Raw genomic sequence first — 22,827 nt, 5'->3', positions numbered from 1 at the left:
CCGGCGTCAACCACCAGCACCTTGCGCCGAGCCCGCGCCAGTTGCAGCCCGGCAGACATTCCGGCGTAGCTGCCGCCGACGATAATCACGTCGTAAACCATGAAGATGACCTCTCTGGTGGCCCTTGCATCGGTTGCCGGGCACTCACGACACACCATAAGTTACATAAAAATACCTCGTCAAGTGTCTCGCAACTCCAATCGTTACGAACGATACTTTCGGGCAGGAACTCCAGAGGCTTGCAGATGAGAAACGACACCCGGCTTTCGCGCATGCTCCATGTGCTGATCCACATGGGCCGCCACGAGGAACGCGCCACCTCGGAGACCATCGCGCAGATGCTTGGTACCAACGCGGTGGTGGTACGCCGCACCCTGGGCCTGCTCAAGGAGAAAGGTTATGTGCGTTCGGAAAAAGGCCATCAGGGCGGCTGGATGCTGGGCAAGCCGCTGAGTGAAATCACCCTGCTGGACATCCACAATGCCCTTGGCACGTCGTCGATCTTTGCCGTCGGCCTGTCCACCGATCATCCGCAATGCCTGGTGGAACAGGCCGTCAATGCGGCGCTGAACCAGGCGTTTGACGATGCCCAGGCGTTGCTGCTGCAGCGTTTGGGAGAGGTGACGCTGGCACAGTTGGCGGATGATTTTGACGAGCGCTATCGGGTGGGGATAACGCCCGCACCCTGTGCGTGATGCACGCGACGCCCTAAGCGCCGCCCACCGAGCGCCACGCTGCCTCGGCCAGGGTTTCCCGGTACACCCGAGGGCTGCTGGCCGAGCGCCCGGCCAGCCAGGCACGGCAGTAGCTGTCGGCCTGGCCGATGATCAGTGATGGCAAGAGTTCGGCGGGCACCTGGCTGAGCTGATCACCCCGTCCAGGCAGCACCATCCACTCCTTCAGCATCGCGTTGCGCGCCTGATTGCGGCTTTCCAGTTCAGCGGCGAACGGGCCCTTGGTCACCGCGAAATGCGCGTGGTACTGGAAGCGCGCCCACTGCGGTTCGCTGTCTACCCAATCGACATAGCTGTGGACCAGTGCGTACACCCCCTCCTTCGCCGTTTTGGCCGATTCAAGGTAGCGCCCACGCAATTCGGCCTGATCCTCCAGCGCGGTAAAAAACAGCGCGGCGACCAGGCCTTCCTTGTTGCCGAAGTGATGATAAATGGCGCCGACGCTGGTATCGCAGCGCGCGCGGATCATCTCGATGGTGGTGGCTTCAAGGCCCTGCTCGTTGAACAGGTCCAGGGCTGCCTTGAAGATATCGCGCTTCAATTCGGCCCTTCGGCCAGGGAAGCAACGCTGAAGCAGATCCGGGGTTTGCATGCTGAACAGGAACTCAGTCAGTGAAGAAGAACAAGCCCAGGCAGCTTGACAGATTTCCCATGGGCAGAATACTGTTCCGTTACAGAACATTATTCTGTAACGGAACAATATTCCGTAAAATTCATTTAATCAGCGAGGCAGCACCATGAGTCAGGCCCTGAGCATGTTCAACAGCGTTGGCCCCGAAGCGTTCAGCAAACTGGCGTGCCAGATGGCGCCCTACTTCAGCACCATCAATCCGTTGATGACCCAGTTGCGTCCGGGGTTTGCCTCGGTGGAAGTGCCGTTCAGCAAGGCCATCACCAACCACCTGGGCACGGTGCACGCCATTGCCATGTGCAACGCTGCGGAGTTGGCGGCGGGTACCATGACGGACGTTTCCGTGCCGGCGGGTGCGCGGTGGATTCCCAAGGGGATGTCGGTGGAGTATCTGGCCAAGGCCAAGAGCAGCGTGACGGCGACGGCCAATGGCGAAGGTATCGACTGGCAAACGGCGGGTGACAAAGTGGTGCCGGTGGAGATGCTGGATGCGGAGGGGAAATTGGTGTTTACCGCGCGGATTATCATGAATGTGAAATTGGGGTGATGGGGTTGGGGGCATATCCGTTGCTGCGGTTATGGCCGCTATCGGGTTGCGCTCTCACAGCGGCCTACCAGCCGGCTTGAGTGGGGTGAAGCAACCGCAAAATCAAAGGCGGACACGGTCCAAATGTGGGAGCAGGCTTGCTCGCGAAGGTCGTTAACGATGACGTGGGTATCCTGATTCAACGTGGCGCTCTCAGGTTTTTCGCGAGCAAGCCCGCTCCCACATAAAGCGGCGGAGGCAGCTCCCTTTACTTACTTTGGGCTGGGCCGGCATTCCGGCTTTTGCAAAGTGACTCGCTGAAAGAGCGAAACCATAAGTCGCCGTTACCTGAATAACGGATATACCTCCCCAAAAAGCTACCCCCCACAATTCCCACCAATCACCTCCCCCGCAAACGCCTTACGCACAAACGGCGTCGAGTCCACGAGCGAACCATTGACCGTAGCGGAGTGATCCAGCTCAGGATAAAAATGCCATTCAATCCGGTCCCCGACCTTGCACGCATCCCTGACCAGCGCCTTTTGCCCAGGCACAAACACATCCTGATCCCGCCCCCCCGTACCGACAAAAACCGGAATATCCGTCTTCAACGTCGGATACGCCGACTCACGATAAACCTTGTCGAGCGCCTCTTTCGGCGACCGCTTGAAACTGTCATTGAAGCTGAGCCCATCAGCCATCACCCGCTGCTCAATGGCATGCAAACAATCCCGCCGGCTGCTCTCAAACGCAGGCACTGCACGCTCGCTCAAGTAATCCGCAGCCACAAACCCAGGATCAAACAACGTGACAGTACTCAGCCGCAGCAAGTTATAGGCAAAGGTCGGCACCACCGAACTGCGGGCCTTTTCCAACTCGGCACTGCCTCCCGTTTTATGGGTGGCCGCGTAAGGCGTACCGGTCGCCACCACCCCCACGATATCCAACTCGGGCGCATAGTCTTTCGCATAGACCGCCGTGGCAAACGCAGCACGGCCACCCTGTGACTGCCCAAACACCACCACACGTTTGGAGAGTTCGAAACCACCCGCCCCTACCGCGCGAATGCTGTCGAGCACCCCATAGGCCAGCGGACTGGTCAGCCCATACGGATGCAGGCCAGGCGTCCCAAGCCCCTGGTAATCGGTAGCGACAATCGCGTAGCCCTGAGCCAGCCAATAATTGAGATAGCGCGTATCCCGCGGGCTGCGACCGGCGAACGACGGCGCGCAGATATCGGCACTCCCCACCGTGCCGTGGGCCCACGCCATCAGGGGCCAGCCACCCGGCGGCGGTGTGCCCTTGGGCAGGAACAGCGCACCGGAAACGACAATCCGTTTATGGGTATCGAGACCGTCGGTGGACGTGTACAGGATGCGAATATTCTGCCCCGCCTCGACCAGGCTTTGCTGATCGGTCAACGGCTCGCTGCGCAGCATCCGCCCGGGTGACGCGGGCACCTTGTCCGCCCAGGTATAGAACGCGGGAACACCACCATCACCGACGGGTGTTTGCGCAGCGCTCACACCACTGCATCCCGCCAGCAACACCGCCAGCGCAAGCGATAACCGACGCGACATCACCAGCCCTCTTTCAACATCCGCAATTCAAGGTACTGCAACAACATGATGGTCTTGCCATCGACGATCTCGGCACTGTCCACCATGGCCAGGGCCTCCTCGAATCCCAACTCCAGCACTTCGATATCCTCACCTTCATCCTCCAGCCCGCCGCCATCACTGACTCGGTCGCCAGGCTGATATTCGCCGATGAAAAAGTGAATGCGCTCGGTCACCGAGCCCGGGCTCATGAAGGCCGAATAGATCTTTTCTACATGGCCCACACGGTAGCCCGTCTCTTCTTCCGCCTCCAGGCGAATGCGTTCCTCGGGGCTGGCGTTGTCCAGCAGGCCGGCGGCAGACTCGATCAGGTAACCGTGGTAGCCGTTAACGTAGGTAGGCATGCGGAACTGGCGAATCAGCAACACCGTGCGCCGCTCGCGGTTGTACAGCAGGATCGTCGCGCCATTGCCCCGGTCATAGATCTCGCGGGTCTGGGACTGCCAACTGCCGTCGCGGCGGCGCAGGTCAAAGGTGTACTTTTTCAGCACATACCAATTATCCGAGAGCAGTTCTTCGGCGTGGATGCGGACGGGACTGTTTTCCATGGCAGGACCTTTTTGTCTTGTGTTATTCAGCATGTCGTGCAAAATCGTGCACAGTCAAGAAAAAACGTGCAGGAAGCTTCCGATGCTGACCCAACAACGTAAACAACACCTGCTGGATACGCTGCGCCGCGACGGCCGGCTGATTGCCAAGGAGTTGAGCCAGGCACTGGAGGTTTCCGAGGACACGATTCGGCGTGACCTGCGGGAAATGGCCAAGGAAGGTTTGCTGCTGCGGGTGCACGGCGGCGCCTTGCCAGCATCCCCCGCGATGGCTGATTTTTCGGTTCGGGAACACTTGGTACCCGAGGAAAAAATCGCCATTGGCCGGACGGCTGCGCAACTGGTGCAGCCCGGCCAGGTGGTGTTTATCGATGGCGGTACCACGTGCCTGCAACTGGCCCATCACTTGCCGGCGGACCTGAATGCCACCGTGGTCACCCACAGCCCGTCGATTGCCATGGCCCTGGTGGATCATCCGCAGATTGAAGTGATCATGCTCGGCGGGCGGCTGTTTCGCCACTCACTGGTGGGGGTGGGGGCGGCCACGCTGGAGGCCATCGGCCGGGTCAATGCCGACCTGTATTTCATGGGGGTGTGCAGCGTGCACCCGAATGCCGGCCTGTCTACCGGCGATTATGAAGAGGCAGTGGTCAAGCGCGCGTTGTGTCACGCGGCCGCAGAAACCATCGTGCTGGCCACCTCGGAAAAGCTTAACACCGCGTCGCCCTACCAAGTGGTGGAGCTGACACACGTCAGCGCGATCGTCGCATTGGCCAGTACGCCGCGTGCCCTGCTGCAACCCTACGAAGCTCAGGGCCTGACGCTTTACCTGGCGTGACCGTCAACAGTCCTTGATGGATTGCCATGACGCGGCGACTTGCGCAGCGTCCGAGGCGTTGACCCGCGCCAGGTCAACCGGATACTCGACCCCCGGATTTTCCGCGAACCGCGTGGCGGTGAACTGGCCGTTGCTGGCACGCAGGATATAGCCGCTGTCCTGGCACGCTGCCGAAGCCAGGAAGATCACCCCAGGCGTGACCCACTCCGGCTTGAGGTTGTGCGGCTCGCCGGTCACGCCCCACATGCGGGTCTTGGCCACGGGTGAGATGGCATTGACCAGGATCCCGGCCTCCGCCCCTTCCCCGCTCAAGGCATTCATGATCCCCAGTTGCGCCATCTTACCCGCGCTGTAGGCCGCAAGGCCCGGCTGGACGTAGCGCGTATACATCGCACGGTCGGAGGTGGTCAGCACAATGCGGGGTGCGGCAGATCGCGTGAGGTGCTGCCACGCGTGTTTGCACAGCCAGATCGGTGCATAGACATTGACGTCCATGGCCCGCCGGATGAAAGCCTCGTCGGCGGCCTCGATGGGCTGATAGCCGACCCAGCCAGCATTGTGGATCAGGATATCGAGCTGCCCGAAATGCGTGATGGCGCACTCGATCAGCGCTCGACACCCCGCTTCGCCGGACAGGTCACCCGCGTGGCCAACCACCCGCAGGCCTTCACCCTGCAGCGCCAGCGCGGCCGCCTGTACCACCTGGGGATCAGCCCCATCGCCGAGGGTGTCGGCACCGATATCACTGATTACCACCTGCGCGCCGAGTCGCGCCAACTCGCGCGCATAGCTGAACCCCAAGCCACGGGCGGCACCGGTCACGATTGCGGTTTTACCTGTAAAGTCCATCGTCGCGTTCTCCTGATAGGCACTCCACCCTAACAACCCGTGGCCGTCCTGTTTAATACTGAAAAACAGCGATATTGATACCTGCGTCGTATCAAGCCCCACACCGCCATCTACCTGAAGGAACAGCCCAGATGATCGAAACCCGCCTATTGCGCCAGTTCGTTGCCGTTGCCGAAGCGCTGCACTTTCACCAGGCTGCGGAGCGCCTGCATATGGCGCAGCCAGCGTTGAGCCAGGCGATCAATCGCCTGGAGGCAAAGTTGGGGTTTGCCCTGCTGCAGCGTGACCGTCGTGGCGTGAAGCTGCTGCCAGCCGGGGCGGCGTTTCTTCAGACGGCCTACACCGTCCTCGGGCAATTGCAGCAAGGCATTGAGCAAGCCCGGCAGGTGTCCCAGGGAACCGCCGGCACGCTCACCATCACCTCGGTGTCGATCACCGGCTATCCGTGGTTGCTGGATACCCTCAGGCAGTTTCGCCTGGCGTTCCCCAGGGTTCAGTTGGTGATCAAGGAAATGCCCTCTGCCAACCAGGCCAAGGCCTTGTTGAGTGGTGATACCGATATCGCTTTTTTGCGCTACCTGCCAGGCCAGGCAGATAACATCGAATCCCGGCTGCTGCTGGATGAACCGATCCTGCTGGCGCTGCCCGCAGACCATCCGAATGCGGATGACGCCGCTATCGAGCTGAAGGACTTTGCCGGCGCCGATTTTGTGTTCACGCCCCAGGCATTGGGCAGTGGCTATCACCACCGGTTGATCGCTTTATGCGAGGCCGCGGGCTTCTCTCCAAGGGTGGTCCAGGAAGCCGATCAATTACCCACCCTGATTGGCCTGGTGGCGTGCGGGTTTGGTGTGGCGCTGGTGCCGCAATCCATTGCCCGTTCGATGCCCCGTGACAAGGTGGCGTTTGTGCCCCTCGCCGCCGCGCCCTCCAGCATCGGGCTCTACCTCAACTGGAACACCAGCAATTCTTCCCCCTTGGCCGGGCACTTCTTTTCTCTGCTGGACGAGGCGATGTAATACTTTGCAAGCAATGTCCGGTGACGACCGTCTGAATATTTCCTGCGCGGCCAGGGCATCTGTTAAAACCCGTGCTTCGCCTGTGTCCTGGAACCTTCATGTCTTCACGTTTTCTGTCCCGTCTCGGCCTGCGCTGGTTTCCCCTGCTGTGCATGGCCGCCCTGATCATCGGCCTGCCCGTGGGTTGCGCCGTGCTGCAACACAAGGAACGCGAGTTGCTGTTTCGCGTGGAGCCGGGCACTGCCAGCTGGTACAGCGGGTTGCCGCGTGATGTGCAGGAATTCGACCTGAAACCCGCGAGTTTCAAGGCAGGACAGAATATTCATGGCTGGTGGTGGCCAGCGGCACAGAAGGACGCGCCGGCAATTCTCTACCTGCACGGCGTGCGCTGGAACCTCACTGGCCAACTGTTTCGCATCGAACAGCTGCGGGCCCTGGGCTTTTCCGTACTGGCCATCGACTACCGCGGCTTCGGCCAGAGTCGAGGCGACCTGCCGTCGGAAACCAGCGTGTACGAAGACGCGCGCATTGCCTGGGAACGCTTCCAGGTGCTGCAACCCGATCCTGCCAAGCGCCTCATCTACGGGCACTCCCTGGGTGGCGCGGTGGCCATCGACCTCGCGGTGGAACTGGGCAAGCAAGCAGCGGATGATCATGTGCCGCCGCCAGTGCGCGGACTGGTCATCGAGTCCACCTTTACCTCCCTGGCAGATGTTGCCACGGCGGTAGCCAATACGTCATTGCCGGTGCGCTGGCTGCTGTCGCAGAAGTTCGATTCCATTGACAAGATCGCTGATATCCACATGCCGCTGCTGGTGGTTCACGGGCTCGCCGATGCCTTCGTGCCACCGCGCTTCAGCCAGCAACTGTTTGACGCCGCCCAACAGCCGAAACACCTGTTGCTGGTACCCGGTGCCACTCATAACGACAGCATGCGACTGGCCGGCAGCAGTTATCGCCAGGCGTTGGACAGCCTGATGCAATCGAAGCGCGCCACTCAGGTTGCCGGGCCCTCCACCGGGCGCCCAAACGACTCGTAAATCTGCATTTCGGCACCGGTTTCGCCGGTGCCTGTCAAGGCGCAAAGCCTGCCCATGCTGGCCATAAACAGTGACTGATCAAATATTAACCGCAGGTTAAATCGCCATACCCGCCGGGCTCAAGCGAAGTTATCCACAGAGATACCCACGGTTTTCGTGGACAACTCTTTTTACTTTTTTACGATTATTTTGCTCGGTAATGCCCTTCTGGAAAGCTTGGCGGCAGCAAAATCTCCTGCATCACTTCGCGAATCGAAACATGGGGTTCGGTACCGGACCGGGTGTGGTTTTTCCATGGTGCTCAGCTCACTCGGCAGGGCATCACCGACACCCCAACCCATTGCGTTTCCGCCGAATGCTGATTAATCTCGCACAAACACGCATTAACGAGCAAAAACATGCATAACACCCATGCCGCCGTCGACCTGCCCTCCCTGCGCAAACAGAAAATCCTGTTGCTGCTGGAGCGCGACGGCAAGGTCACCGCCTCGGAACTGGTGGAACATTTCGCTGTTTCCCAGGACACCATTCGCCGCGACCTTGGCGAACTCGCCTCCGCCGGTCTGCTGCAACGCGTGCATGGAGGTGCGCTGCCACGGCCCAAGGACACCGGCAAGGATTTCTTCACCCGGTTTGGCGAAACCACCGCGACCAAACGCCACCTGGCGCAACTCGCCGCCGATCGCGTGGAGGACGGCCAGATCGTGCTGTTCGACTCCGGTACCACCACCCTGCAAATCGCCCAGTCACTACCGCATTCCATCAAGCTGACCGCCGTCACGCACTCACCGATGATTGCCATCGCGTTGTCCGAACATCCCAATGTGACGGTGATCCTTGCCGGTGGCCAACTCAACCCGGTGACCATGGCCGCCAGCGGGCATGAAGCATTGCGGCTGATCCAGGGCATCAAGGCCGACCTGCTGTTCACGGGTGTGTGCGCACTGCATCCACAGGTCGGCATCAGCTCGTTGCACTTCGAGGAAGTGGCGGTAAAACAGGCTATGCTCGACAGCGCCTCCCACGTGGTGGCCGTCACCCTGGCCGACAAACTGGGCGCCGTGGAGCCATTCGTAGTGGCACCGTGCAGCCGCATTCATACCCTGATTACCGAGTGGCACGTGCCGCCGGGCAGCGTCGAGGCTTATGAATGCCTGGGGCTGGAGGTGATGCAAGTGGATGCCTGAGGGGCGAGCATCGCTTGGAGGGCAAGCGCATCGACCAGCGCATGACCGCTGGCCGTATTATCGAAAATACACCAGGTCGGAATGCCCTCCTCCAGGGAGGCTCTCAATACCTCGGCCAGCGCGCACAAACGCTCGGTTTCGTAAGCGCTGTGATAGATACGCGGCGAACCATGCAGGCGCCAATAACGCACGCCTTGCCAACCTTTCGGTACATCCCCATCAGCGATCACCGGCGGGTCGGCGGCGACCCGTCCTATCTGGTAATCCTGCAAAAGCCCGCCGGCCTGCGCCCAACTGGCGTGTCGCGGCTCCAGCACCACAGGCCCAGGGAAGCGTTGACGCAAGGCTGTGAAAAAGCCGCCGGCAATGATCGGGTCGTAGCTTAAAGAAGGCGGCAATTGCACCAGCAGGCAGCCCAGGCGGTCGCCCAATTGCAGGCACTGTGCAAGGAACTCATCCAATGCCGTATCGCAGTCACGCAGACGTAATTCATGGGTGATGTACCGTGGTAGCTTGACCGAAAAACCAAAGCCCGACGGCACTGACTGCGCCCATCGTTCGTAGGTCTGCGGGCGATGGGGGCGGTAGAAGGAACTGTTGATTTCAACCGCATTCAAGCACGCGGCATAACGTTGCAGATGAGTGCCCTGCCGGGGAAATCTTGGCCATTGCTCACGAGGCAGGCTCCAACCGGCACAACCGAGAAAAATCGGCATCAGAACAACACCGACGCCGCATCCCTCATGAAAATCTCCACCGTCTTCGGCCCGACGCCCTCGAACGCATTCAAGCGTTTTTCAAACTCCCCACGGTCGGCACTGGCATCGTGGATATGGCTGATCCTGCCCGCGTACTCCGCATTCAACTTGCTGCTGAGGTCGAGCAGGCGTTGCGCGGTGCTTTCGTCGTAACGCACGTAATGCGCCTCACCGAGCATGGCCACCAGTTCGCGGGAGGTGCAGTGTTGCAGTTTGCGCGGGGTGTCCCGGCCATGCTTCACCACAATCACCTGATAGGCCTGCGCCGCGATCTGCGCCTGAATGCGCTTGCCCATCAGGAAGCTGGCGACAAACCACTTGAACAGTGCGTTGTCATCACCGGGCTTGAGCTCAATACCCAGTTCCCCGGCGCTGATGGATCGCCCCATGACTGCCTCCGTTCTTCACTGACCCAGCTTGCGCTCGGCCTTGGCGGCTTGCTCGTTGATCTGCTCGGTTTGCCGTTGTGTGTCCTTGATGGACGTCGGCGTGATCACCTTATCGACGGTTTCTGTCTTGGGATTGGGACGCTGTAAAGAGCTGTCCTGGTCGGCAGCCTGGCGACCTTTCTGCGCCTGTTCAGAGCTGATCGCATCAGGGGTTTTGTCGGCGGTTTTTTCAGTGCCCATGGGGATTCTCCTGCGGTTCAAAGGCCAGGCTCCAGCGCGGAGCCGTTATGCAGCAGAGCCCAAGGTTTTTCGATAGTTCAAGGAAATTGCCTCGGGTGCATGCACCGAAAAATAGGGCAAATTAATTTAAACCTTTTGCGCTGGCCCCCCCTCAACAGTCAGGTACCGGCATCGCGCCACTCTTCAGGAGAAGCATCATGAAGCACTTGCTGATGAAACAAATGGGACTGACCTTCGCGCTGGCCGCGGGCTCGATGGGTGTGGCCATGGCCGCCACTTCCAATGACTTCGTTGAGGCCGCGACCCAGGGCGGCATCACCGAAGTAGAAGCCGGCAAACTGGCGCTGGAAAAGAGCGGTGCCGCTGATATCAAGGCGTTTGCCCAGCACATGATCACCGACCACACCAAGGCCAACCAGGAGCTGACGGCCCTGGCGACGAAGCTCGACATCAAGGTGCCCGACGATGCCAGCCTCACCGACAAGGCCAAGAAAATGATCCTGGAAATCCGTGAAGAGTCCTTTGACAAGGCTTACGCCGACAACCAGGTAAAGGCCCACGAAGACACCGTGGCCCTGTTCAAAAAAGAAGCCGACTCCTCGGATAACGCCGAACTGAAGGCTTTTGCCGAGAAGACCCTGCCGACTCTCGAAACCCATCTGAAGATGGCCAAGGAGTTGCAGTCCCAGCACGCCAATTAATCATTGACCCACTCAGGAGACACTCGACCATGAGTTCGCAACTGCACGGCAAGAAGATTCTGATCATCACCTCCAACACCGGTATCGAGCGCGACGAGTTGCTCAAGCCGCTGGAAGCCCTGCGTGGTTTCGGCGCCACGGTGACCCACGGTTCCAGCAAAGGTGGCAGCACCCAAACCTTTCTCAAGGACACCGAGAAAGACAGGACGGTAGAGTCCGACGCCAAGCTCTCGGACCTGCACGGCAGTGATTTCGATGCACTGGTCATCCCCGGGGGCACCGTCAATGCCGACACCCTGCGCCAGGACGCCGATGCACTGCGGCTGATCAATGACTTCGTCAAGGCCGGGAAAACCGTAGCCGCCATCTGCCATGGCCCTTGGGCCCTGATTGATGCCGGCGTGATCGGCGGCAAGACCCTCACCTCCTACAAAAGCGTGCGCACTGACCTGGTCAATGCCGGCGCAGCAAACTGGGTGGATACGCAGGTGAAGGAATGCCCGGCCAATGGCTGGACTCTGATTACCTCGCGCACGCCCGACGACTTGCCGGCGTTCAATGAGGCCATTGCCAAGACACTGGCGGCTTGACGCCCGCCAATGCAAACAGGCGCCCTCGGGCGCCTGTTTTTTTTCGATTCTGTCTTAGCCTTTGCCATGCTCAGTGGCATGTGTCGCCCGGTTCACACCCTTGGGTCCAAACAGCGCCCAGAGGATCAGCCCCAACAGCGGCATGAAGATCAGTACCACCAGCCATAAACCCTTGGTCTCCCAGCCAGTGCCACTGCGCAGAACGCTGTTGATCGCCCACAGTTCCAGCAGCACCAGAATCACCGCCAAGCCAATCCAGACATATTCGATTTGCATGATTCATCCTCCTGAGGTCGTATGCGTTAGGTCAAGCAACGCGCCCGAGGGTTCATTAAAATTGCAACGGATGGCTCTCGCCCAACGGTTGCGGCACACGGGCCGTAACCTTCTAGACTCAAATGGACACTACCTTTTACCCCTCGGAGGCCCGGGATGACCGAGCACATCATCCACTTTCACTGCCAGATCGATCAGGGCACCACCGAGCGCTTTCGTGATTGCTGCCTGGACGCGATCGATCAAGGCGCCAGTTCGTTGCTGTTGAACCTGTCGACCACCGGCGGCAGCACCAATTTCGGTTTTACCCTCTACACCTTCCTCAAGTCCCTGCCGGTGCCGCTGTGTGCGATCAATGCGGGCAATATCGAGTCCATGGGCATCATCATGTTCCTGGCGGCAAACCGCCGGATCACCACGCCACACTCGCGCTTCCTGATCCATCCGATGAACTGGTATTTCAACCAGAACTCGGTAGACCACCAGCGCCTGCGGGAATACCTGTCGAGCCTGGACAACGACCTGGCGCGCTACGTGAAAATCTACGAACTGGAAACCGCCAGCGCCGAAACCCACCTGGATATTTTCAAGTGCCTCTCGGCCGAGGAAAAAGTCATCGCCGCCCACGAGTCACTGGCCTACGGGATTGCCCATGAGGTCGAGCAGATCGTGTTTGCCGACGACATCAAGCACTGGAAAGTCAGCGGCGGCTAGGCATTGTTTAATGCATGCAAGCCACCACTCGACCGTGCAACCTGCACGACCAGCGTCGATATTTATTCGATATAAACTATTGATTTATAAGCCAATAAATATTCCGTTCAACTTGGTACAACTCATGCTGTAGAGGTCTGGACAGGCGGGCAATTCGACCCGCCCTTTCGCTACCCGTGAGGTGTCACCCATGAATGCCATTGATCTTCTCAAGGCCGACCACGAACGCGTCAAAGCCATCCTGAACCAGCTGAGTGAGTCTACTGAACGCGGCGTCAAAAAGCGCACCGAGCTACTGGCGAAACTGGAAATGGAAATCAGCCTTCACACCCGCCTTGAGGAAGAAATCCTCTATCCGGCTTTTCGCAAGGCTGGGGGCAAGGATCAGGAAATCATGTACCACGAAGCCAAGGAAGAACACCGCACCGTCGACTCCCTCGTACTGCCAGACCTGAAGCAGACCTCACCCTCCACGACCGAGTTTTCCGGGCGAGTCAAAGTGGTCAAGGAACTGTTGGAACACCACATCGAGGAAGAAGAAAGCGAGATGTTCCCGCAGGCCAGGAAGCTGCTGGGCAAGGCATTGCTCGAAGAGCTTGGAGCAGAGATGGAAGCGATGAAAGCCGCGCACAAGAAGGCGCCCGGGGCCAAGCCAATGGCGGCGTGATGTCCATTCGTCGCATGCCTGGAAACTATTTCAAACTTTGAATTGGCTGGAGGATTCCCAATTAGGCAACACCATTGATTCGCTCATCATTGAGGGTTTTCAAAATGGCTAATAGTGGAAAAACTACCCCAGGTGCTGGTCACAAAGACCAGAAAGACACAAACCGTAAAAGCGGCGGCCAGGGTTCAGGCGGCAACTTCGCCAATGACCGCGAGAAGGCTTCTGAAGCGGGCAAAAAAGGCGGGGCTCATAGCCACGCCCCAGGCTCCAAGAAGTCTTGATTGAGGCGTCGCCGAAGCCTGGATGTGCTCCGGGCTTCGGTCCCCATCGCCAAGAGGGATTGAGTCATGAAGACCAGCATTTCCCAAAGGATCGTACTTGTCGTCAGCCTGGCGCTCGTTCTGTATGCCCCCGCCTACGCAGCCTTCGGCGACAACACTGCCCCCGAGGCGCCCGCCCTGAGCGGCAACAGCGCTCCTGGCTCGGCACTGCCGCCCGGCACCTATCCCAGCAGCCCGTCCGGGGCTGACAGCAGTGGCAACAAGGACGCTGAAACGAAAGCACCTGCACCGTCTAAAACCGTGAAGAGCACGCGCCATAAAGGCACCTCGACCCAGCATCCCGGTACCAAGACCGGCAAAAAGGCCGTGCCAGAATCGGGCAGTTGACCGATTAGTTCTCGCTGGGGCCGCCGATAAAGTCCAGGCGCAGGTTCATCCACTGCCGAACGATTTCCCGGGCTGCTTGCCTGGCATCAGCAGCAGAGAAGCCGCGCTCGCGTTGCAGCCAGTCACTCGTCGCTTGCCGTGCGGGCTCAATGGCGGCCAGCGCTTGCTGGCGTTGCCTGGCAGGCCACTGTTTATCCGCGCCCCAGTTGCGCAGGGCTGATTCCGGGTCCTGGGACTGCGCTGCGGTGCCTGGCTGGAGAAACAGCCGAGGCGAAGCGGTGGCCTTGAGGGAAAGCGTGTTCCAGTCGGCGTAGCTGGCAAAGCGGATGGTGCCTTCGTTCTGCGATGCAGTGGACAAAGGCTCGGTAAACGAATCGTCCAGCCGCTTCCAGGCCGGCTGTGCAAACAGATCACCCTGAGGGGCACAAATCGGCGCAAAGCTGTCGCGGGTGGAGCCGTACAACGACCCGAACGACTCATACCCGACCTCACCCTGCCGGCTGAAAACGAAACAGTGCACATACGGGCGTTGGTCGGCGTACATCTCATACTGTTGGCGCTCGATCATCATGCGCAGCAAGGTCAACATCACCCGGTCACGGCTGACAGCAGGATCATTCTGCAGGTCCTGCCAGATCGACCAGGGAAAACTGTCTTCCTTGAGTGCTATGAGAACCTGCTTGCGATTCTCCTCGGCCTCATTCTCCGTAACGCCACTGTCAGGTTCAAAACGCTGCAGGTAGACCAGCCAGGCGGCGGCCAGATCGTTCATCGGGTAGCGCCGAAGCCCTTCAGCTGCCTGGGCCGGATGGTACGGAATACTGGCAATGATTGCGTCAAGGGCTGCGGTGTCTTTGTGGGTGATGGTTCCCACCTCGACCACTCTCTGGCTCAGTTGGGATTGCAGGCAGCCGGGCAATTGTTCGGGGGTACCGGCACATGCGTTGCGAGTCTGCAACCACGTGCGCTGGCCACGGCGCAATTCGTCGCGCTGGTCGGGTGCCAGTCTGGCCATTGCCTGGCTGTAGTACAGGCCCAGCGTAGTGTCGAGTTCGCTTAATTCAGGGCTGGCGCAAATAGCCTTTTCCACCGTGGTGGAGGCCTTTTTACAATCAAAGGACGCGCCACTGGCAGGCATCCCCGCGCCCATCAGCACGCCAGTGAGCAACAACATTGGGTAGGCAGAATGAATACGGCGGGCCATGGCTTTCCTTGGGTGAGTTCCTTTCAAGGCGCTCATTGTGCCGACGCGATTGCCAATGTCCAGTCTGTCGGCACTGTCCTACGAAGCACTCGCCATGGAAGGGCGATCACTTGCCAGCTCACGCTCAATCTGTTCGATGCTCGGCAAGCTGGTTTGCAGCTCTGCAGGCAGTGATTCCACCAGCTGATACTCGGCAACCCCAATAGGACGGGAGCTGTCACACAGAGCGTATTCGGCCACTACTTCGTTCTTGCTCTTGCACAGCAGCAGGCCGATGGTGGGGCTGTCCTGCGGGTGCTTGAGCTGGGCGTCTACCGCAGCGAGGTAAAAGCCCAACTGCCCCAGATGATCGGGTTTGAATTTACCGGCCTTGAGTTCGATCACCACGTAGCACCTCAGCTTGAGGTGATAAAACAGCAGGTCGACGAAAAACTCCTCGCCCCCTACGTCCAGCAATACTTGCCGTCCCACGAAGGCAAAACCGGCGCCCAGCTCCAGCAGAAAATCGGTGACATGTTTGACCAGGGCGTTTTCGATTTCACGCTCCTGCGCGTCAAGGGACAGGCCCAGGAAGTCGAAACGGTAAGGATCTTTAAGTGATTCGCGAGCCAGGTCGGATTGCGCCTTGGGCAGCAGTCCGTCAAAGTTGCTGACCGCGTTGCCGCTGCGTTCCAGCAGGCGACCTTCGATTTGCATCACCAGGATGTTGCGCGACCAGTTGTGTTCGATGGCCTGTGCAATGTACCAGCGACGGGTTTCGGGGCCGGGCAACCTGTCCAGCAACACCAGATTATGGCCCCAAGGCAATTGTGCAGCAGCCTGTTGCACAAATTCGGAATCCGGCCACGCCTCCGCAAATGCACGCATGTACTTCAGGTTACGCGGCGAAAAACCTTTCATCTCCGGAAACGCTGAACGCAAATCCTGCGCCAGCCGCTCAATCACCTTGGTCCCCCAGCCCTGCCGTGCCTGCCGGGTCAGAATATCCTGGCCGATTTGCCAATACAGCAACACCAACTCGCGGTTTACCGCCAGGGTGGCGCGTTGCTGGGCGCAGTGGATTCGACTCTTGAGATCAGTCAGCCAGTCGCTGTATCCCTCGGGTGGTGTGTTCAGGCTATCGGGGGTCTCACTCATTCCTTTTCCCTCGTGGGTTGGGCAGGCGGCCGATAGTAGCGAGGGAAAAATGCGTAATGGGCCAGCAGAATGCTTTCGATACAAATCAACTGGAACCGTACCTTCAGGCGCATCAAGGGGTGCCTCAACATGCGTGCTGTGGTCAAATGAGCCGGTCACTTCCATGGTTATTCCCGATCTATGAACGCCACACCCACCGACGACAGCCAGGCATCCACCGGGGACCGCATCCTGTTCCTGCTCAAGACCCGTGGCCCACTGAAAACCACGGACCTGGCTGCGCTGCTGGACATCACCTCCGAAGCCGCCCGCCAGCAAATCCAGAAGTTGCAGGTCGCGCAGTTGATCGTCGGTGTATCGGCCCCCATCTCGGGTGCCGGCCGGCCCTCGTTGAAGTGGACATTGACCGAAACCGCCCAAAGCAAATTCCCCGATTCCCACAGCGTACTGACGTTGCACCTGATCGAGTCCATTGAAGGAATTTTTGGCAGCGAAGGCGTGGAAAAAGTCATCGCCAGCATGGAAGCGACGGCCAGGCACGAATACACCCAGGCCTGCTCCGCCGCGTCGACCTTGCGGGAGAAAGTCGAGATCCTGGTACAGATTCGCGAACGCGCCGGGTACATGGCGCAGATGGAGCCGCTGGACGATGGCTGGCTGCTGGTGGAGAACCACTGCCCGATCTGCGTCGCCGCCCGTAAATGCCAGGGGTTCTGCCGCTCGGAACTGCAGATCTTCCAGGCAGCCCTGGGCGATGAGAATGTGGTGGAGCGGCGCGAGCATTTGATTTCCGGGGACCGGCGCTGCGCCTACAGCATCCAGCCCCGCCGCCTGTAAGAAAGAGGCTGCGATGGGCTGCGCAGCAACCGCAATTCCAGCGCCGCAGTGTCCCGGATACACCAACGGTTCAGGATTCACGAGCGCTGCGCAGTCCATCGCAGCCTAAGCCTCACGCCGTACTCAAGCCCATTGCAGGAAGGACAGATTTCGGTGTAGTGGCGCAATGCCCACCAATCATATAACCAAGAGAGATCTTGGATAATACGTTGAGCGCTTTGAATTACACAAGCCAATACTTTTTACGGTGCCGTAAACAGCCTAAACCCTGACCCCCAGCATGCCGCTGGTAATGATGATCGTGACTATGGCGCCCATGCCGATCACCAGCCAGGTCAACAGCGAACTGCGTGACTCGCTGACATTGTGATTACGCAATACACCTCGCAAACCACAACCCAGATGCCCAATCAGCAGGAACACCGCCAGCGAGTAATGCGGCAGCAGCCGAATGCTCCATGGATCCGCCAATAACCCTACGGGCTCGGCCACGGCCCAGGCGTAATCGGTATCGGTGCCGAAGTAACGCGCCAGGGTAAACACCGAGTTGATATGGGACGCGATAAACAGCGAGAGATAGGTGCCGGAGGCGGTCTGTAACGCGTCCAGCAGGTCGGCACGCGTGACGGTCTTCGGGCGAATCAACACCAGCCCGCTGAGAATCTGAAAGAAAAACGTGACAATGATCACCGGCTCCAGCCAGCCATTGCGATACACCCGTCGCAGCACGTCCATCACCGACTTATGCACATCGGTACCCAGTACACCCAGGAGGTGGTTGAACATGTGCGGCGCGAGAAACACCAACAGGATCGCCACCGAGGCGATGCCGTGGGCGACACGCAGCTTGATATAGGTCTTGTCCAAGGTCACCAGGCTGGTGCTCGGGCCCGTTGACGACACCATCGCAAAAAAGCCCGCCAGCGCCAGCCACAGCCCGCTCCATACCGCGATGTCGTGGCCCTCGATTTTCATCAGGTACAGCAAGACGCCCATAAGCGTGTACGCAGGAGGCGCAGCCACCGCCAGGCACGACAAGCGTCGCGCCAGGACCAGGCGTGCGCTCATGACCGGTTGAACACCGGTGACATACACACAGGCAAACGCCAACAGCGGCACCGCATAGGCACTCAGGATCAGCGCCAGGACGACCGGGGTGCCGGCGCCTGCCACATGCGCCTGGTTACTCCACGCCAGCGCCCACGGATAATACAGCGCCGCGGCGAACGGCAGCAGCCACAGCCATTCCAGCCAGGGTTTGATAGCTTTGCTTAACATATTGATTTCCCGGTGATAAATATCACCCGGATAGTGCCCAGCCATCGCCACCCGCGACAATTAGGCACCCAGGCAAAAGCCTTTTACCCAATGGTCATGCCTGGAAGGCTTGCACCATGTAGTCGACGAACAGCTTGACTCGCAGCGGTATCTTGTCGCGCTGCCGATAGCAGATGTAATGCCCCCTGCCCCGCGCCTGCGCCGCATAACCCGGCAGCAAAACGATCAAACGCTGTTGCGCGATCCAGTGCTGCGCCTGATAGCCGGCCAGCTGTGCCACACCACCGCCGGCTACGGCCGCGAGCGCCACTAGCTCCGGGTCATTGAACAACTGGCTGTAAGGCAACGGCAGCCGTATGAACTGCCCGTCGACTTCAAACTCCCACACATGCGGCTTGCCCGACTGCGCCAGGCGAAAGGCGATAGTCTTGTGCGCCGCAAGGTCTTCCAGGGTCTGCGGGTAGCCGGCTGAGTGCAGGTACTCAGGCGCGGCGCAGGTGACGAAACTCATCGGCGCCAGTTGCCTGGCGATCACATCGGCGTCCTCCAGCCGCCCGTTGCGAATCGCGACATCCACGCGACCTTCGGCGAAATCCACATGGCGATCATTCAGATCAAATTCGAGGGTGATGTCCGGGTGGGACTTACAGAACCCAGGCAACAGCGGCGCAATGCACTTGCGCCCAAAACCCACGGTAGAGCTTACGCGCACTACGCCGGACGGCGACTGGGTAGCGTGTTTCAGCGCTTCGGTCGTGCGCAACAGATGCTCGACACTGGGCAGGCACTCTTGAAAAAACCGGCGCCCTTCCTGCGTGACCGCTACGCTGTGGGTCGTGCGTTCCAGCAGCTTGATCGCCAGTTGGGTTTCCAGGCGGGTAATGCTGCGACTCACCGAAGGCACTGAAATGCCCAGGTCGCGTGCTGCCTCGCTGAAGCTTTCGCTGGCCGCGACTTTCATGAAGGCGATGACGCCGGCGAAGTTTTTTCCGATGGACATCGGTGAGGTTTCCTTGAAGGGCGCACGCCAAAAGCATCGACAGTACCCAACCGCAAACCCAAGCGCCCTAGCCAATCCGACGGTTTTTCGGTAGGCCAAACTGCGGCTTTACAGCCCTTTTGATCTGGCACAAAATCCCTCCTTATCTAGAAAATATCGGGATCGCGCCATGCTTGAACACCCATCGATTAAGTTTGGCGCGGCCCCCGTGCAAGGTTTGGTCCGGGAGTATTTGCCCGGCTTGCGTGAACCTCACGTTCACCCGGAACACGCGCAAATCATGTACGCCATCAAAGGTTCGATGACGGTACTGACGGCCGAAGGCATCTGGGTTCTGCCACCGCAGCGGGCGCTCTGGATTCCGCCAGGTGTCAGCCACACCTTCAAGCATTCGCGTCAGGTGTCGATGCGTACCGTATATGTGCGTCAGGGCGCGGCCAGCATTCCACCGTGGGCCCGCTGCGCAGTGTTAAATGTCGGGACGCTGGTGCGCGAGCTGATCCTGGCCTGCGCGCAACTGCCAGGCGAGTACCCCGAGCACAGCCGCGAAAGCCGCCTGGGCACCGTGCTGCTGGACCACCTGGCATTGCTTGAGCAAGACGCCTTTTACCTGCCTGAGCCCTCGGATAAACGCGCGGTGCGCGCCGCCAACCTGATCAAGCAAAACCCCAACGACACTCGGCCGCTCAAGGAAATCGCCTTCGAGGTAGGCGCCAGTGCACGCACCCTGGAGCGGCTGTTTGCTGCCCAGACCCGCATGGGCTTCGGCGCCTGGCGCCAACGCTTGCGGATGATGGTGGCCCTGGAAAACCTCGCGGCGGGGGAAAGCGTCAGCAGCACCGCCGCCGCGATTGGCTACGAAAGCTCCAGCAGCTTTATCGCCGTGTTCCGCTCGGTGTTCGGTTGCAGCCCGGCCAGGTATTTCGCCCAGCGTTGAGCCGGCCTACAGCAAGGGAATGCTGTAGCTGACCATCAACCGGGCTTCGTCTTTGTCAGCGCTGTCATTACCCCGCAGCACCGCACCACGCCACATGAACCCAATCCCCTTGAAGGTGCCGGCAGGAATCACATAGTCAACCCGCACGTCCCGCTCCCACTCGGTATTGTCACGACCTGCCGTGCGGATGTGGCTGCCATGTATGTAGGTGACGCTGGTCTTCAGCCCCGCCACGCCCAGGTTCGCAAAATCATAGGCATAGCTGGCCACCGTGGCCTGTTCCCCGGCGTTGACGAACTTCAACGACTGGGAGTTGGTGATCAAATACACCGAGCGGCCCTGCCCCTGGTTGATATGGGGGAAGTCACTTTCGCCCGTGGTTTTCTGATACCCCAGGCTCACCGAATGGCCTTGCAGCGAATAAGTAAACAAGGCACTCCACAGGTTATTGTCGACCTTGCCATTGTTGACGCCCGGCCCGTAGTAACCCGAGCTGACGTAGCCCTCGGCACGCCCCGCCGCACTGGAGTTCTTACCGTCCGAGGTACTGTGGAAGTAGCGCAGGTCACTCTTGAACTGGCCCACCGGCAACTGCCAGTTGTGCACCAGGCCGAAGAAGTGTTGCTGGTAAAAGTTTTCAAGATTCGCGTAGTAATACTGCAACTGCATCTGCTTGCTTACGGCGTAATCCACACCACCGTAGTAAAACTGATTGCTGGACGTGCCCTTGACCGGATCGTTTGCGCCAGCGATGGACAAGCCCTGGCCGTTGCTGGAGTTACGGTCAAGCACCTGCTCGATTTTGCCGGCGGCGAGGTTGAAGTCTTTCAGGTCCTTGGAGTCCACCTGGTAGCCACGAAAAGTCTGGGGCAACAACCGGCCGTCTTCATACATCAGTACCGGCACCCGGGGCATCAGCGTGCCCACTTTCAGTTGGGTCTGGGAGATGCGCACTTTGCCGGTGACCCCGGTCTTGCTGAAATCATTGGCAGCCTTGCCATCAGACAGCGGGAAGACGCTACCGGGTGTGTTGTCCTCCCCCACCTTGCCGGCACGCCCTGACGCATCCAGCCGTACGCCGTACAGCTCTTGCAGATCCAACCCCAGGCCCACCACCCCCTCGGTGAAACCGGACTGATAATTGAACATGAAGGCCTGGCCCCATTCCCGGTCCGAGGCCCCCTTGGCATTGCGCGTGTCCTGGTTGAGATAGAAGTTGCGCAGGTCCAGGGTCGCTTTACTGTCGTCGATAAAACCCGATGCAGCCGCCTGCTGTACAACGCCGAAAGAAACGGCCAGGGCCAGGTAAGTCTTGTGGTTCATGAAGGCTCCGAACAGTGAACACGACTGTCCCGTCGACCCAGTGATGGCAGCCGTTTTTTATTGTGTGTTGCAGTGTTTTCATTCGACGGGAGGCGCGCACGATATAGGCCTGGCGGTTGTGAAAACAGCCGCCAAAACGGGCATTCACTTTTCCAGTTTTTGTAACAATGAGGACGACGCGCAGGCGTCTGGAACGGGCTTTCCTCGAGGGTCTTAAGTCAACTGCGAGTACAACGACTCACGCTGCAGTGCCGTCTCGCTCCGACAGCCAGCGGAGCTTTTCCAGCATGGGATCGAACATCGCGCGTACCGCCTCGACTGCCGCGTCTTCATCGCCAAAGATAATCGCCTGGACGACTTGCGCATGGGCTTCAAGCCCCGGCTCATACAACTCGTTGTCGGCAAAAATCGCCAGATACTGGCTGTGGAACGAAGAGCTGAATGCGCGGTACATCGACTGCAAGACCACGTTGTGGGAAGCCACGGCCACCGCACCGTGCAAGGCCTGGTCGCGGTCGACGAAATCGTCGAGTTGATCCCCGAGGTTATATTCGCCACGCCGCGCCAGGGCGTGCCACAACCGGCGGATATCCTCCAGGGTGCGACGGCGCGCAGCGAGTCGGGCGGTTTCGACTTCCAGCAGGTACTGGGCCTCCAGGTGGTCGCGGATCGCGCTACGTTGTTCACGAATGCCATCGATGATCGAGGCGACCCAGGCGTGATTGCAAAGACCGGCGTACATGGGCCACTCCTGAAAGATCATGCCCCTCGAGTATGGAGATTTATGCTCACCCAGACTCCTTCCGGCCCGCCAACTAGTCGCTCGATTGCGCCACTTTTTCTCCCGGCTGGTTGTAGTGGACCAGCGGCGATTGCGGGTCGAGCAGCGAGGTGCGGATGAAGTGCAGGTAGCTTTCCACCCGTCTCAGGGCTGAAGTCTCAAAGTTCCCGGCGAATGGCTCATCGGTCTGTTGCACGCACTCAATGGCGTGCTCGACAGCCTCCAGCGCGCGCTGCAAATAACCGGGCCCAGGCTTGACGAACAACCGCACCAGTGCGCGACCCATTGCCCGGATGGCGAGGCGCCAGGGCATGCTCTCGGCGTAACAGGCCTGCG

At 59.6% G+C, this 22,827-nt stretch carries 29 protein-coding genes and 1 pseudogene; 14 read left to right on the top strand and 16 right to left on the bottom strand.

Annotated features, from left to right (window positions below; translation table 11 throughout):
- Positions 1 to 101 (bottom strand): FAD-binding protein (locus HX846_RS14580; RefSeq protein WP_178965610.1); only part of this gene is annotated, 101 nt, incomplete at its 3' end.
- Between the two features lie 144 nt (positions 102 to 245).
- On the opposite strand from HX846_RS14580, the gene HX846_RS14575 reads away from it, so the two are divergent.
- Positions 246 to 695, top strand: a complete 450-nt coding sequence (locus HX846_RS14575; RefSeq protein ID WP_087692404.1) for an Rrf2 family transcriptional regulator — start codon at positions 246 to 248, stop codon at positions 693 to 695.
- 13 nt (positions 696 to 708) lie between these two features.
- Here HX846_RS14575 and HX846_RS14570 read toward each other — a convergent pair whose 3' ends face one another.
- Positions 709 to 1,326: a TetR/AcrR family transcriptional regulator gene (locus tag HX846_RS14570; RefSeq protein ID WP_087692405.1), complete on the bottom strand. Its 618-nt coding sequence runs from the start codon at positions 1,324 to 1,326 to the stop codon at positions 709 to 711.
- A 145-nt stretch (positions 1,327 to 1,471) separates the two neighbouring features.
- On the opposite strand from HX846_RS14570, the gene HX846_RS14565 reads away from it, so the two are divergent.
- Entirely contained in the window at positions 1,472 to 1,912 is a 441-nt protein-coding gene (locus HX846_RS14565) for a hotdog fold domain-containing protein (RefSeq protein WP_134326400.1), read from the top strand.
- Between the two features lie 356 nt (positions 1,913 to 2,268).
- Here HX846_RS14565 and HX846_RS14560 read toward each other — a convergent pair whose 3' ends face one another.
- Entirely contained in the window at positions 2,269 to 3,471 is a 1,203-nt protein-coding gene (locus tag HX846_RS14560; RefSeq protein WP_177044790.1) for a lipase family protein, read from the bottom strand.
- Positions 3,471 to 4,058 carry a GDP-mannose pyrophosphatase NudK gene (gene nudK / locus HX846_RS14555; RefSeq protein WP_087692406.1) on the bottom strand — a complete coding sequence of 196 codons (588 nt, stop codon included), beginning with the start codon at positions 4,056 to 4,058 and terminating at the stop codon, positions 3,471 to 3,473. The genes HX846_RS14560 and nudK overlap by 1 nt, the downstream gene beginning before the upstream one ends.
- A gap of 82 nt (positions 4,059 to 4,140) precedes the next feature.
- Between nudK and HX846_RS14550 the strand changes: the two genes are divergently transcribed.
- A complete protein-coding gene (locus tag HX846_RS14550; protein WP_134326399.1) occupies positions 4,141 to 4,896 on the top strand; it encodes a DeoR/GlpR family DNA-binding transcription regulator in 756 nt (251 codons plus the stop codon).
- Between the two features lie 3 nt (positions 4,897 to 4,899).
- On the opposite strand, the gene HX846_RS14545 is transcribed toward HX846_RS14550, so the two are convergent.
- Entirely contained in the window at positions 4,900 to 5,745 is an 846-nt protein-coding gene (locus HX846_RS14545) for an SDR family NAD(P)-dependent oxidoreductase (RefSeq protein ID WP_177117106.1), read from the bottom strand.
- A gap of 131 nt (positions 5,746 to 5,876) precedes the next feature.
- Between HX846_RS14545 and HX846_RS14540 the strand changes: the two genes are divergently transcribed.
- The 3 genes from HX846_RS14540 to HX846_RS14530 all read left to right on the top strand — a co-directional run bounded on the left by HX846_RS14540 (position 5,877) and on the right by HX846_RS14530 (position 8,991).
- A complete protein-coding gene (locus HX846_RS14540; RefSeq protein ID WP_178965609.1) occupies positions 5,877 to 6,764 on the top strand; it encodes a LysR family transcriptional regulator in 888 nt (295 codons plus the stop codon).
- 98 nt (positions 6,765 to 6,862) lie between these two features.
- Complete coding sequence (locus HX846_RS14535) at positions 6,863 to 7,804, top strand: alpha/beta hydrolase (RefSeq protein ID WP_178912637.1); 942 nt, start codon at positions 6,863 to 6,865, stop codon at positions 7,802 to 7,804.
- Between the two features lie 398 nt (positions 7,805 to 8,202).
- Positions 8,203 to 8,991, top strand: a complete 789-nt coding sequence (locus HX846_RS14530; RefSeq protein ID WP_093197648.1) for a DeoR/GlpR family DNA-binding transcription regulator — start codon at positions 8,203 to 8,205, stop codon at positions 8,989 to 8,991.
- Here HX846_RS14530 and HX846_RS14525 read toward each other — a convergent pair.
- From HX846_RS14525 to HX846_RS14515, 3 genes are read right to left on the bottom strand one after another with little or no spacing between them, the layout of a single operon-like run.
- The gene (locus HX846_RS14525) at positions 8,949 to 9,707 is read right to left on the bottom strand and encodes a DUF72 domain-containing protein (RefSeq protein WP_177081466.1); all 759 of its coding nucleotides are present in this window, start codon (positions 9,705 to 9,707) and stop codon (positions 8,949 to 8,951) included. The genes HX846_RS14530 and HX846_RS14525 overlap by 43 nt on opposite strands.
- Positions 9,707 to 10,138: a hypothetical protein gene (locus HX846_RS14520; protein WP_003207407.1), complete on the bottom strand. Its 432-nt coding sequence runs from the start codon at positions 10,136 to 10,138 to the stop codon at positions 9,707 to 9,709. Before HX846_RS14520 ends, HX846_RS14525 begins: the two co-directional genes overlap by 1 nt.
- 15 nt (positions 10,139 to 10,153) lie before the next feature.
- On the bottom strand, positions 10,154 to 10,378 hold the full coding sequence (locus tag HX846_RS14515; protein ID WP_178965608.1) for a hypothetical protein: 225 nt from the start codon (positions 10,376 to 10,378) through the stop codon (positions 10,154 to 10,156).
- Positions 10,379 to 10,575: 197 nt separating this feature from the next.
- On the opposite strand from HX846_RS14515, the gene HX846_RS14510 reads away from it, so the two are divergent.
- Both HX846_RS14510 and HX846_RS14505 read left to right on the top strand, forming a co-directional pair.
- The gene (locus HX846_RS14510) at positions 10,576 to 11,079 is read left to right on the top strand and encodes a DUF4142 domain-containing protein (protein ID WP_178965607.1); all 504 of its coding nucleotides are present in this window, start codon (positions 10,576 to 10,578) and stop codon (positions 11,077 to 11,079) included.
- Positions 11,080 to 11,108: 29 nt separating this feature from the next.
- On the top strand, positions 11,109 to 11,669 hold the full coding sequence (locus HX846_RS14505) for a type 1 glutamine amidotransferase domain-containing protein (protein ID WP_003207402.1): 561 nt from the start codon (positions 11,109 to 11,111) through the stop codon (positions 11,667 to 11,669).
- A 54-nt stretch (positions 11,670 to 11,723) separates the two neighbouring features.
- On the opposite strand, the gene HX846_RS14500 is transcribed toward HX846_RS14505, so the two are convergent.
- Positions 11,724 to 11,945: a PLD nuclease N-terminal domain-containing protein gene (locus tag HX846_RS14500; protein ID WP_178965606.1), complete on the bottom strand. Its 222-nt coding sequence runs from the start codon at positions 11,943 to 11,945 to the stop codon at positions 11,724 to 11,726.
- A gap of 156 nt (positions 11,946 to 12,101) precedes the next feature.
- On the opposite strand from HX846_RS14500, the gene HX846_RS14495 reads away from it, so the two are divergent.
- The 4 genes and pseudogenes from HX846_RS14495 to HX846_RS14480 all read left to right on the top strand — a co-directional run bounded on the left by HX846_RS14495 (position 12,102) and on the right by HX846_RS14480 (position 13,994).
- Positions 12,102 to 12,659 (top strand): ATP-dependent Clp protease proteolytic subunit, encoded by a 558-nt coding sequence (locus HX846_RS14495; protein ID WP_008435011.1) that lies wholly within the window; start codon positions 12,102 to 12,104, stop codon positions 12,657 to 12,659.
- 190 nt (positions 12,660 to 12,849) lie between these two features.
- Positions 12,850 to 13,326 carry a hemerythrin domain-containing protein gene (locus HX846_RS14490; protein WP_008435010.1) on the top strand — a complete coding sequence of 159 codons (477 nt, stop codon included), beginning with the start codon at positions 12,850 to 12,852 and terminating at the stop codon, positions 13,324 to 13,326.
- Positions 13,327 to 13,493: 167 nt separating this feature from the next.
- Positions 13,494 to 13,607, top strand: a pseudogene (locus HX846_RS39545) (general stress protein); the annotation flags it as partial.
- 66 nt (positions 13,608 to 13,673) lie between these two features.
- Complete coding sequence (locus HX846_RS14480) at positions 13,674 to 13,994, top strand: hypothetical protein (RefSeq protein ID WP_087692413.1); 321 nt, start codon at positions 13,674 to 13,676, stop codon at positions 13,992 to 13,994.
- A gap of 4 nt (positions 13,995 to 13,998) precedes the next feature.
- Here the strand turns inward: HX846_RS14480 and HX846_RS14475 are convergent, their stop codons facing one another.
- Entirely contained in the window at positions 13,999 to 15,198 is a 1,200-nt protein-coding gene (locus tag HX846_RS14475) for a lysozyme inhibitor LprI family protein (protein WP_178965605.1), read from the bottom strand.
- Positions 15,199 to 15,276: 78 nt separating this feature from the next.
- Complete coding sequence (locus HX846_RS14470) at positions 15,277 to 16,335, bottom strand: YhcG family protein (RefSeq protein ID WP_178965604.1); 1,059 nt, start codon at positions 16,333 to 16,335, stop codon at positions 15,277 to 15,279.
- Between the two features lie 180 nt (positions 16,336 to 16,515).
- Here HX846_RS14470 and HX846_RS14465 point away from each other — a divergent pair, with 180 nt between their 5' ends.
- Positions 16,516 to 17,172, top strand: coding sequence for a metalloregulator ArsR/SmtB family transcription factor (locus HX846_RS14465; RefSeq protein WP_178965603.1), 657 nt, complete (start codon positions 16,516 to 16,518; stop codon positions 17,170 to 17,172).
- Between the two features lie 261 nt (positions 17,173 to 17,433).
- Here the strand turns inward: HX846_RS14465 and HX846_RS14460 are convergent, their stop codons facing one another.
- Both HX846_RS14460 and HX846_RS14455 read right to left on the bottom strand, forming a co-directional pair.
- A complete protein-coding gene (locus HX846_RS14460; protein ID WP_178965602.1) occupies positions 17,434 to 18,450 on the bottom strand; it encodes a hypothetical protein in 1,017 nt (338 codons plus the stop codon).
- Between the two features lie 94 nt (positions 18,451 to 18,544).
- Positions 18,545 to 19,450 (bottom strand): LysR family transcriptional regulator, encoded by a 906-nt coding sequence (locus HX846_RS14455; protein ID WP_003207388.1) that lies wholly within the window; start codon positions 19,448 to 19,450, stop codon positions 18,545 to 18,547.
- Positions 19,451 to 19,658: 208 nt separating this feature from the next.
- Here HX846_RS14455 and HX846_RS14450 point away from each other — a divergent pair, with 208 nt between their 5' ends.
- Positions 19,659 to 20,387 carry a helix-turn-helix transcriptional regulator gene (locus HX846_RS14450; RefSeq protein WP_158213527.1) on the top strand — a complete coding sequence of 243 codons (729 nt, stop codon included), beginning with the start codon at positions 19,659 to 19,661 and terminating at the stop codon, positions 20,385 to 20,387.
- A 6-nt stretch (positions 20,388 to 20,393) separates the two neighbouring features.
- On the opposite strand, the gene HX846_RS14445 is transcribed toward HX846_RS14450, so the two are convergent.
- From HX846_RS14445 to HX846_RS14435, 3 genes are all read right to left on the bottom strand, one after another.
- Positions 20,394 to 21,710 (bottom strand): OprD family outer membrane porin, encoded by a 1,317-nt coding sequence (locus HX846_RS14445; RefSeq protein WP_178965601.1) that lies wholly within the window; start codon positions 21,708 to 21,710, stop codon positions 20,394 to 20,396.
- A gap of 238 nt (positions 21,711 to 21,948) precedes the next feature.
- Positions 21,949 to 22,452 carry a FadR/GntR family transcriptional regulator gene (locus tag HX846_RS14440; protein WP_003207381.1) on the bottom strand — a complete coding sequence of 168 codons (504 nt, stop codon included), beginning with the start codon at positions 22,450 to 22,452 and terminating at the stop codon, positions 21,949 to 21,951.
- A gap of 73 nt (positions 22,453 to 22,525) precedes the next feature.
- On the bottom strand, positions 22,526 to 22,827 hold a 302-nt coding region (locus HX846_RS14435), incomplete at its 5' end, for an FUSC family protein (protein WP_178965600.1).

Source organism: Pseudomonas sp. K5002, from assembly GCF_013386655.1.
Taxonomy (GTDB): domain Bacteria; phylum Pseudomonadota; class Gammaproteobacteria; order Pseudomonadales; family Pseudomonadaceae; genus Aquipseudomonas.
This window is presented reverse-complemented; position numbering and strand designations above follow the sequence as displayed.

What these genes read in the sequence shown, in the direction of transcription:
- HX846_RS14495 (WP_008435011.1), top strand. Translation starts at nt 12,102, where the DNA reads ATGACCGAGCACATCATCCACTTTCACTGCCAGATCGATCAGGGCACC.
- HX846_RS14560 (WP_177044790.1), bottom strand. Translation starts at nt 3,471, where the DNA reads ATGTCGCGTCGGTTATCGCTTGCGCTGGCGGTGTTGCTGGCGGGATGC.
- nudK (WP_087692406.1), bottom strand. Translation starts at nt 4,058, where the DNA reads ATGGAAAACAGTCCCGTCCGCATCCACGCCGAAGAACTGCTCTCGGAT.
- HX846_RS14460 (WP_178965602.1), bottom strand. Translation starts at nt 18,450, where the DNA reads ATGTTAAGCAAAGCTATCAAACCCTGGCTGGAATGGCTGTGGCTGCTG.
- HX846_RS14505 (WP_003207402.1), top strand. Translation starts at nt 11,109, where the DNA reads ATGAGTTCGCAACTGCACGGCAAGAAGATTCTGATCATCACCTCCAAC.
- HX846_RS14535 (WP_178912637.1), top strand. Translation starts at nt 6,863, where the DNA reads ATGTCTTCACGTTTTCTGTCCCGTCTCGGCCTGCGCTGGTTTCCCCTG.
- HX846_RS14445 (WP_178965601.1), bottom strand. Translation starts at nt 21,710, where the DNA reads ATGAACCACAAGACTTACCTGGCCCTGGCCGTTTCTTTCGGCGTTGTA.
- HX846_RS14475 (WP_178965605.1), bottom strand. Translation starts at nt 15,198, where the DNA reads ATGGCCCGCCGTATTCATTCTGCCTACCCAATGTTGTTGCTCACTGGC.
- HX846_RS14470 (WP_178965604.1), bottom strand. Translation starts at nt 16,335, where the DNA reads ATGAGTGAGACCCCCGATAGCCTGAACACACCACCCGAGGGATACAGC.
- HX846_RS14545 (WP_177117106.1), bottom strand. Translation starts at nt 5,745, where the DNA reads ATGGACTTTACAGGTAAAACCGCAATCGTGACCGGTGCCGCCCGTGGC.
- HX846_RS14520 (WP_003207407.1), bottom strand. Translation starts at nt 10,138, where the DNA reads ATGGGGCGATCCATCAGCGCCGGGGAACTGGGTATTGAGCTCAAGCCC.
- HX846_RS14455 (WP_003207388.1), bottom strand. Translation starts at nt 19,450, where the DNA reads ATGTCCATCGGAAAAAACTTCGCCGGCGTCATCGCCTTCATGAAAGTC.
- HX846_RS14490 (WP_008435010.1), top strand. Translation starts at nt 12,850, where the DNA reads ATGAATGCCATTGATCTTCTCAAGGCCGACCACGAACGCGTCAAAGCC.
- HX846_RS14540 (WP_178965609.1), top strand. Translation starts at nt 5,877, where the DNA reads ATGATCGAAACCCGCCTATTGCGCCAGTTCGTTGCCGTTGCCGAAGCG.
- HX846_RS14515 (WP_178965608.1), bottom strand. Translation starts at nt 10,378, where the DNA reads ATGGGCACTGAAAAAACCGCCGACAAAACCCCTGATGCGATCAGCTCT.
- HX846_RS14570 (WP_087692405.1), bottom strand. Translation starts at nt 1,326, where the DNA reads ATGCAAACCCCGGATCTGCTTCAGCGTTGCTTCCCTGGCCGAAGGGCC.
- HX846_RS14510 (WP_178965607.1), top strand. Translation starts at nt 10,576, where the DNA reads ATGAAGCACTTGCTGATGAAACAAATGGGACTGACCTTCGCGCTGGCC.
- HX846_RS14565 (WP_134326400.1), top strand. Translation starts at nt 1,472, where the DNA reads ATGAGTCAGGCCCTGAGCATGTTCAACAGCGTTGGCCCCGAAGCGTTC.
- HX846_RS14575 (WP_087692404.1), top strand. Translation starts at nt 246, where the DNA reads ATGAGAAACGACACCCGGCTTTCGCGCATGCTCCATGTGCTGATCCAC.
- HX846_RS14530 (WP_093197648.1), top strand. Translation starts at nt 8,203, where the DNA reads ATGCATAACACCCATGCCGCCGTCGACCTGCCCTCCCTGCGCAAACAG.
- HX846_RS14525 (WP_177081466.1), bottom strand. Translation starts at nt 9,707, where the DNA reads ATGCCGATTTTTCTCGGTTGTGCCGGTTGGAGCCTGCCTCGTGAGCAA.
- HX846_RS14440 (WP_003207381.1), bottom strand. Translation starts at nt 22,452, where the DNA reads ATGTACGCCGGTCTTTGCAATCACGCCTGGGTCGCCTCGATCATCGAT.
- HX846_RS14480 (WP_087692413.1), top strand. Translation starts at nt 13,674, where the DNA reads ATGAAGACCAGCATTTCCCAAAGGATCGTACTTGTCGTCAGCCTGGCG.
- HX846_RS14465 (WP_178965603.1), top strand. Translation starts at nt 16,516, where the DNA reads ATGAACGCCACACCCACCGACGACAGCCAGGCATCCACCGGGGACCGC.
- HX846_RS14550 (WP_134326399.1), top strand. Translation starts at nt 4,141, where the DNA reads ATGCTGACCCAACAACGTAAACAACACCTGCTGGATACGCTGCGCCGC.
- HX846_RS14500 (WP_178965606.1), bottom strand. Translation starts at nt 11,945, where the DNA reads ATGCAAATCGAATATGTCTGGATTGGCTTGGCGGTGATTCTGGTGCTG.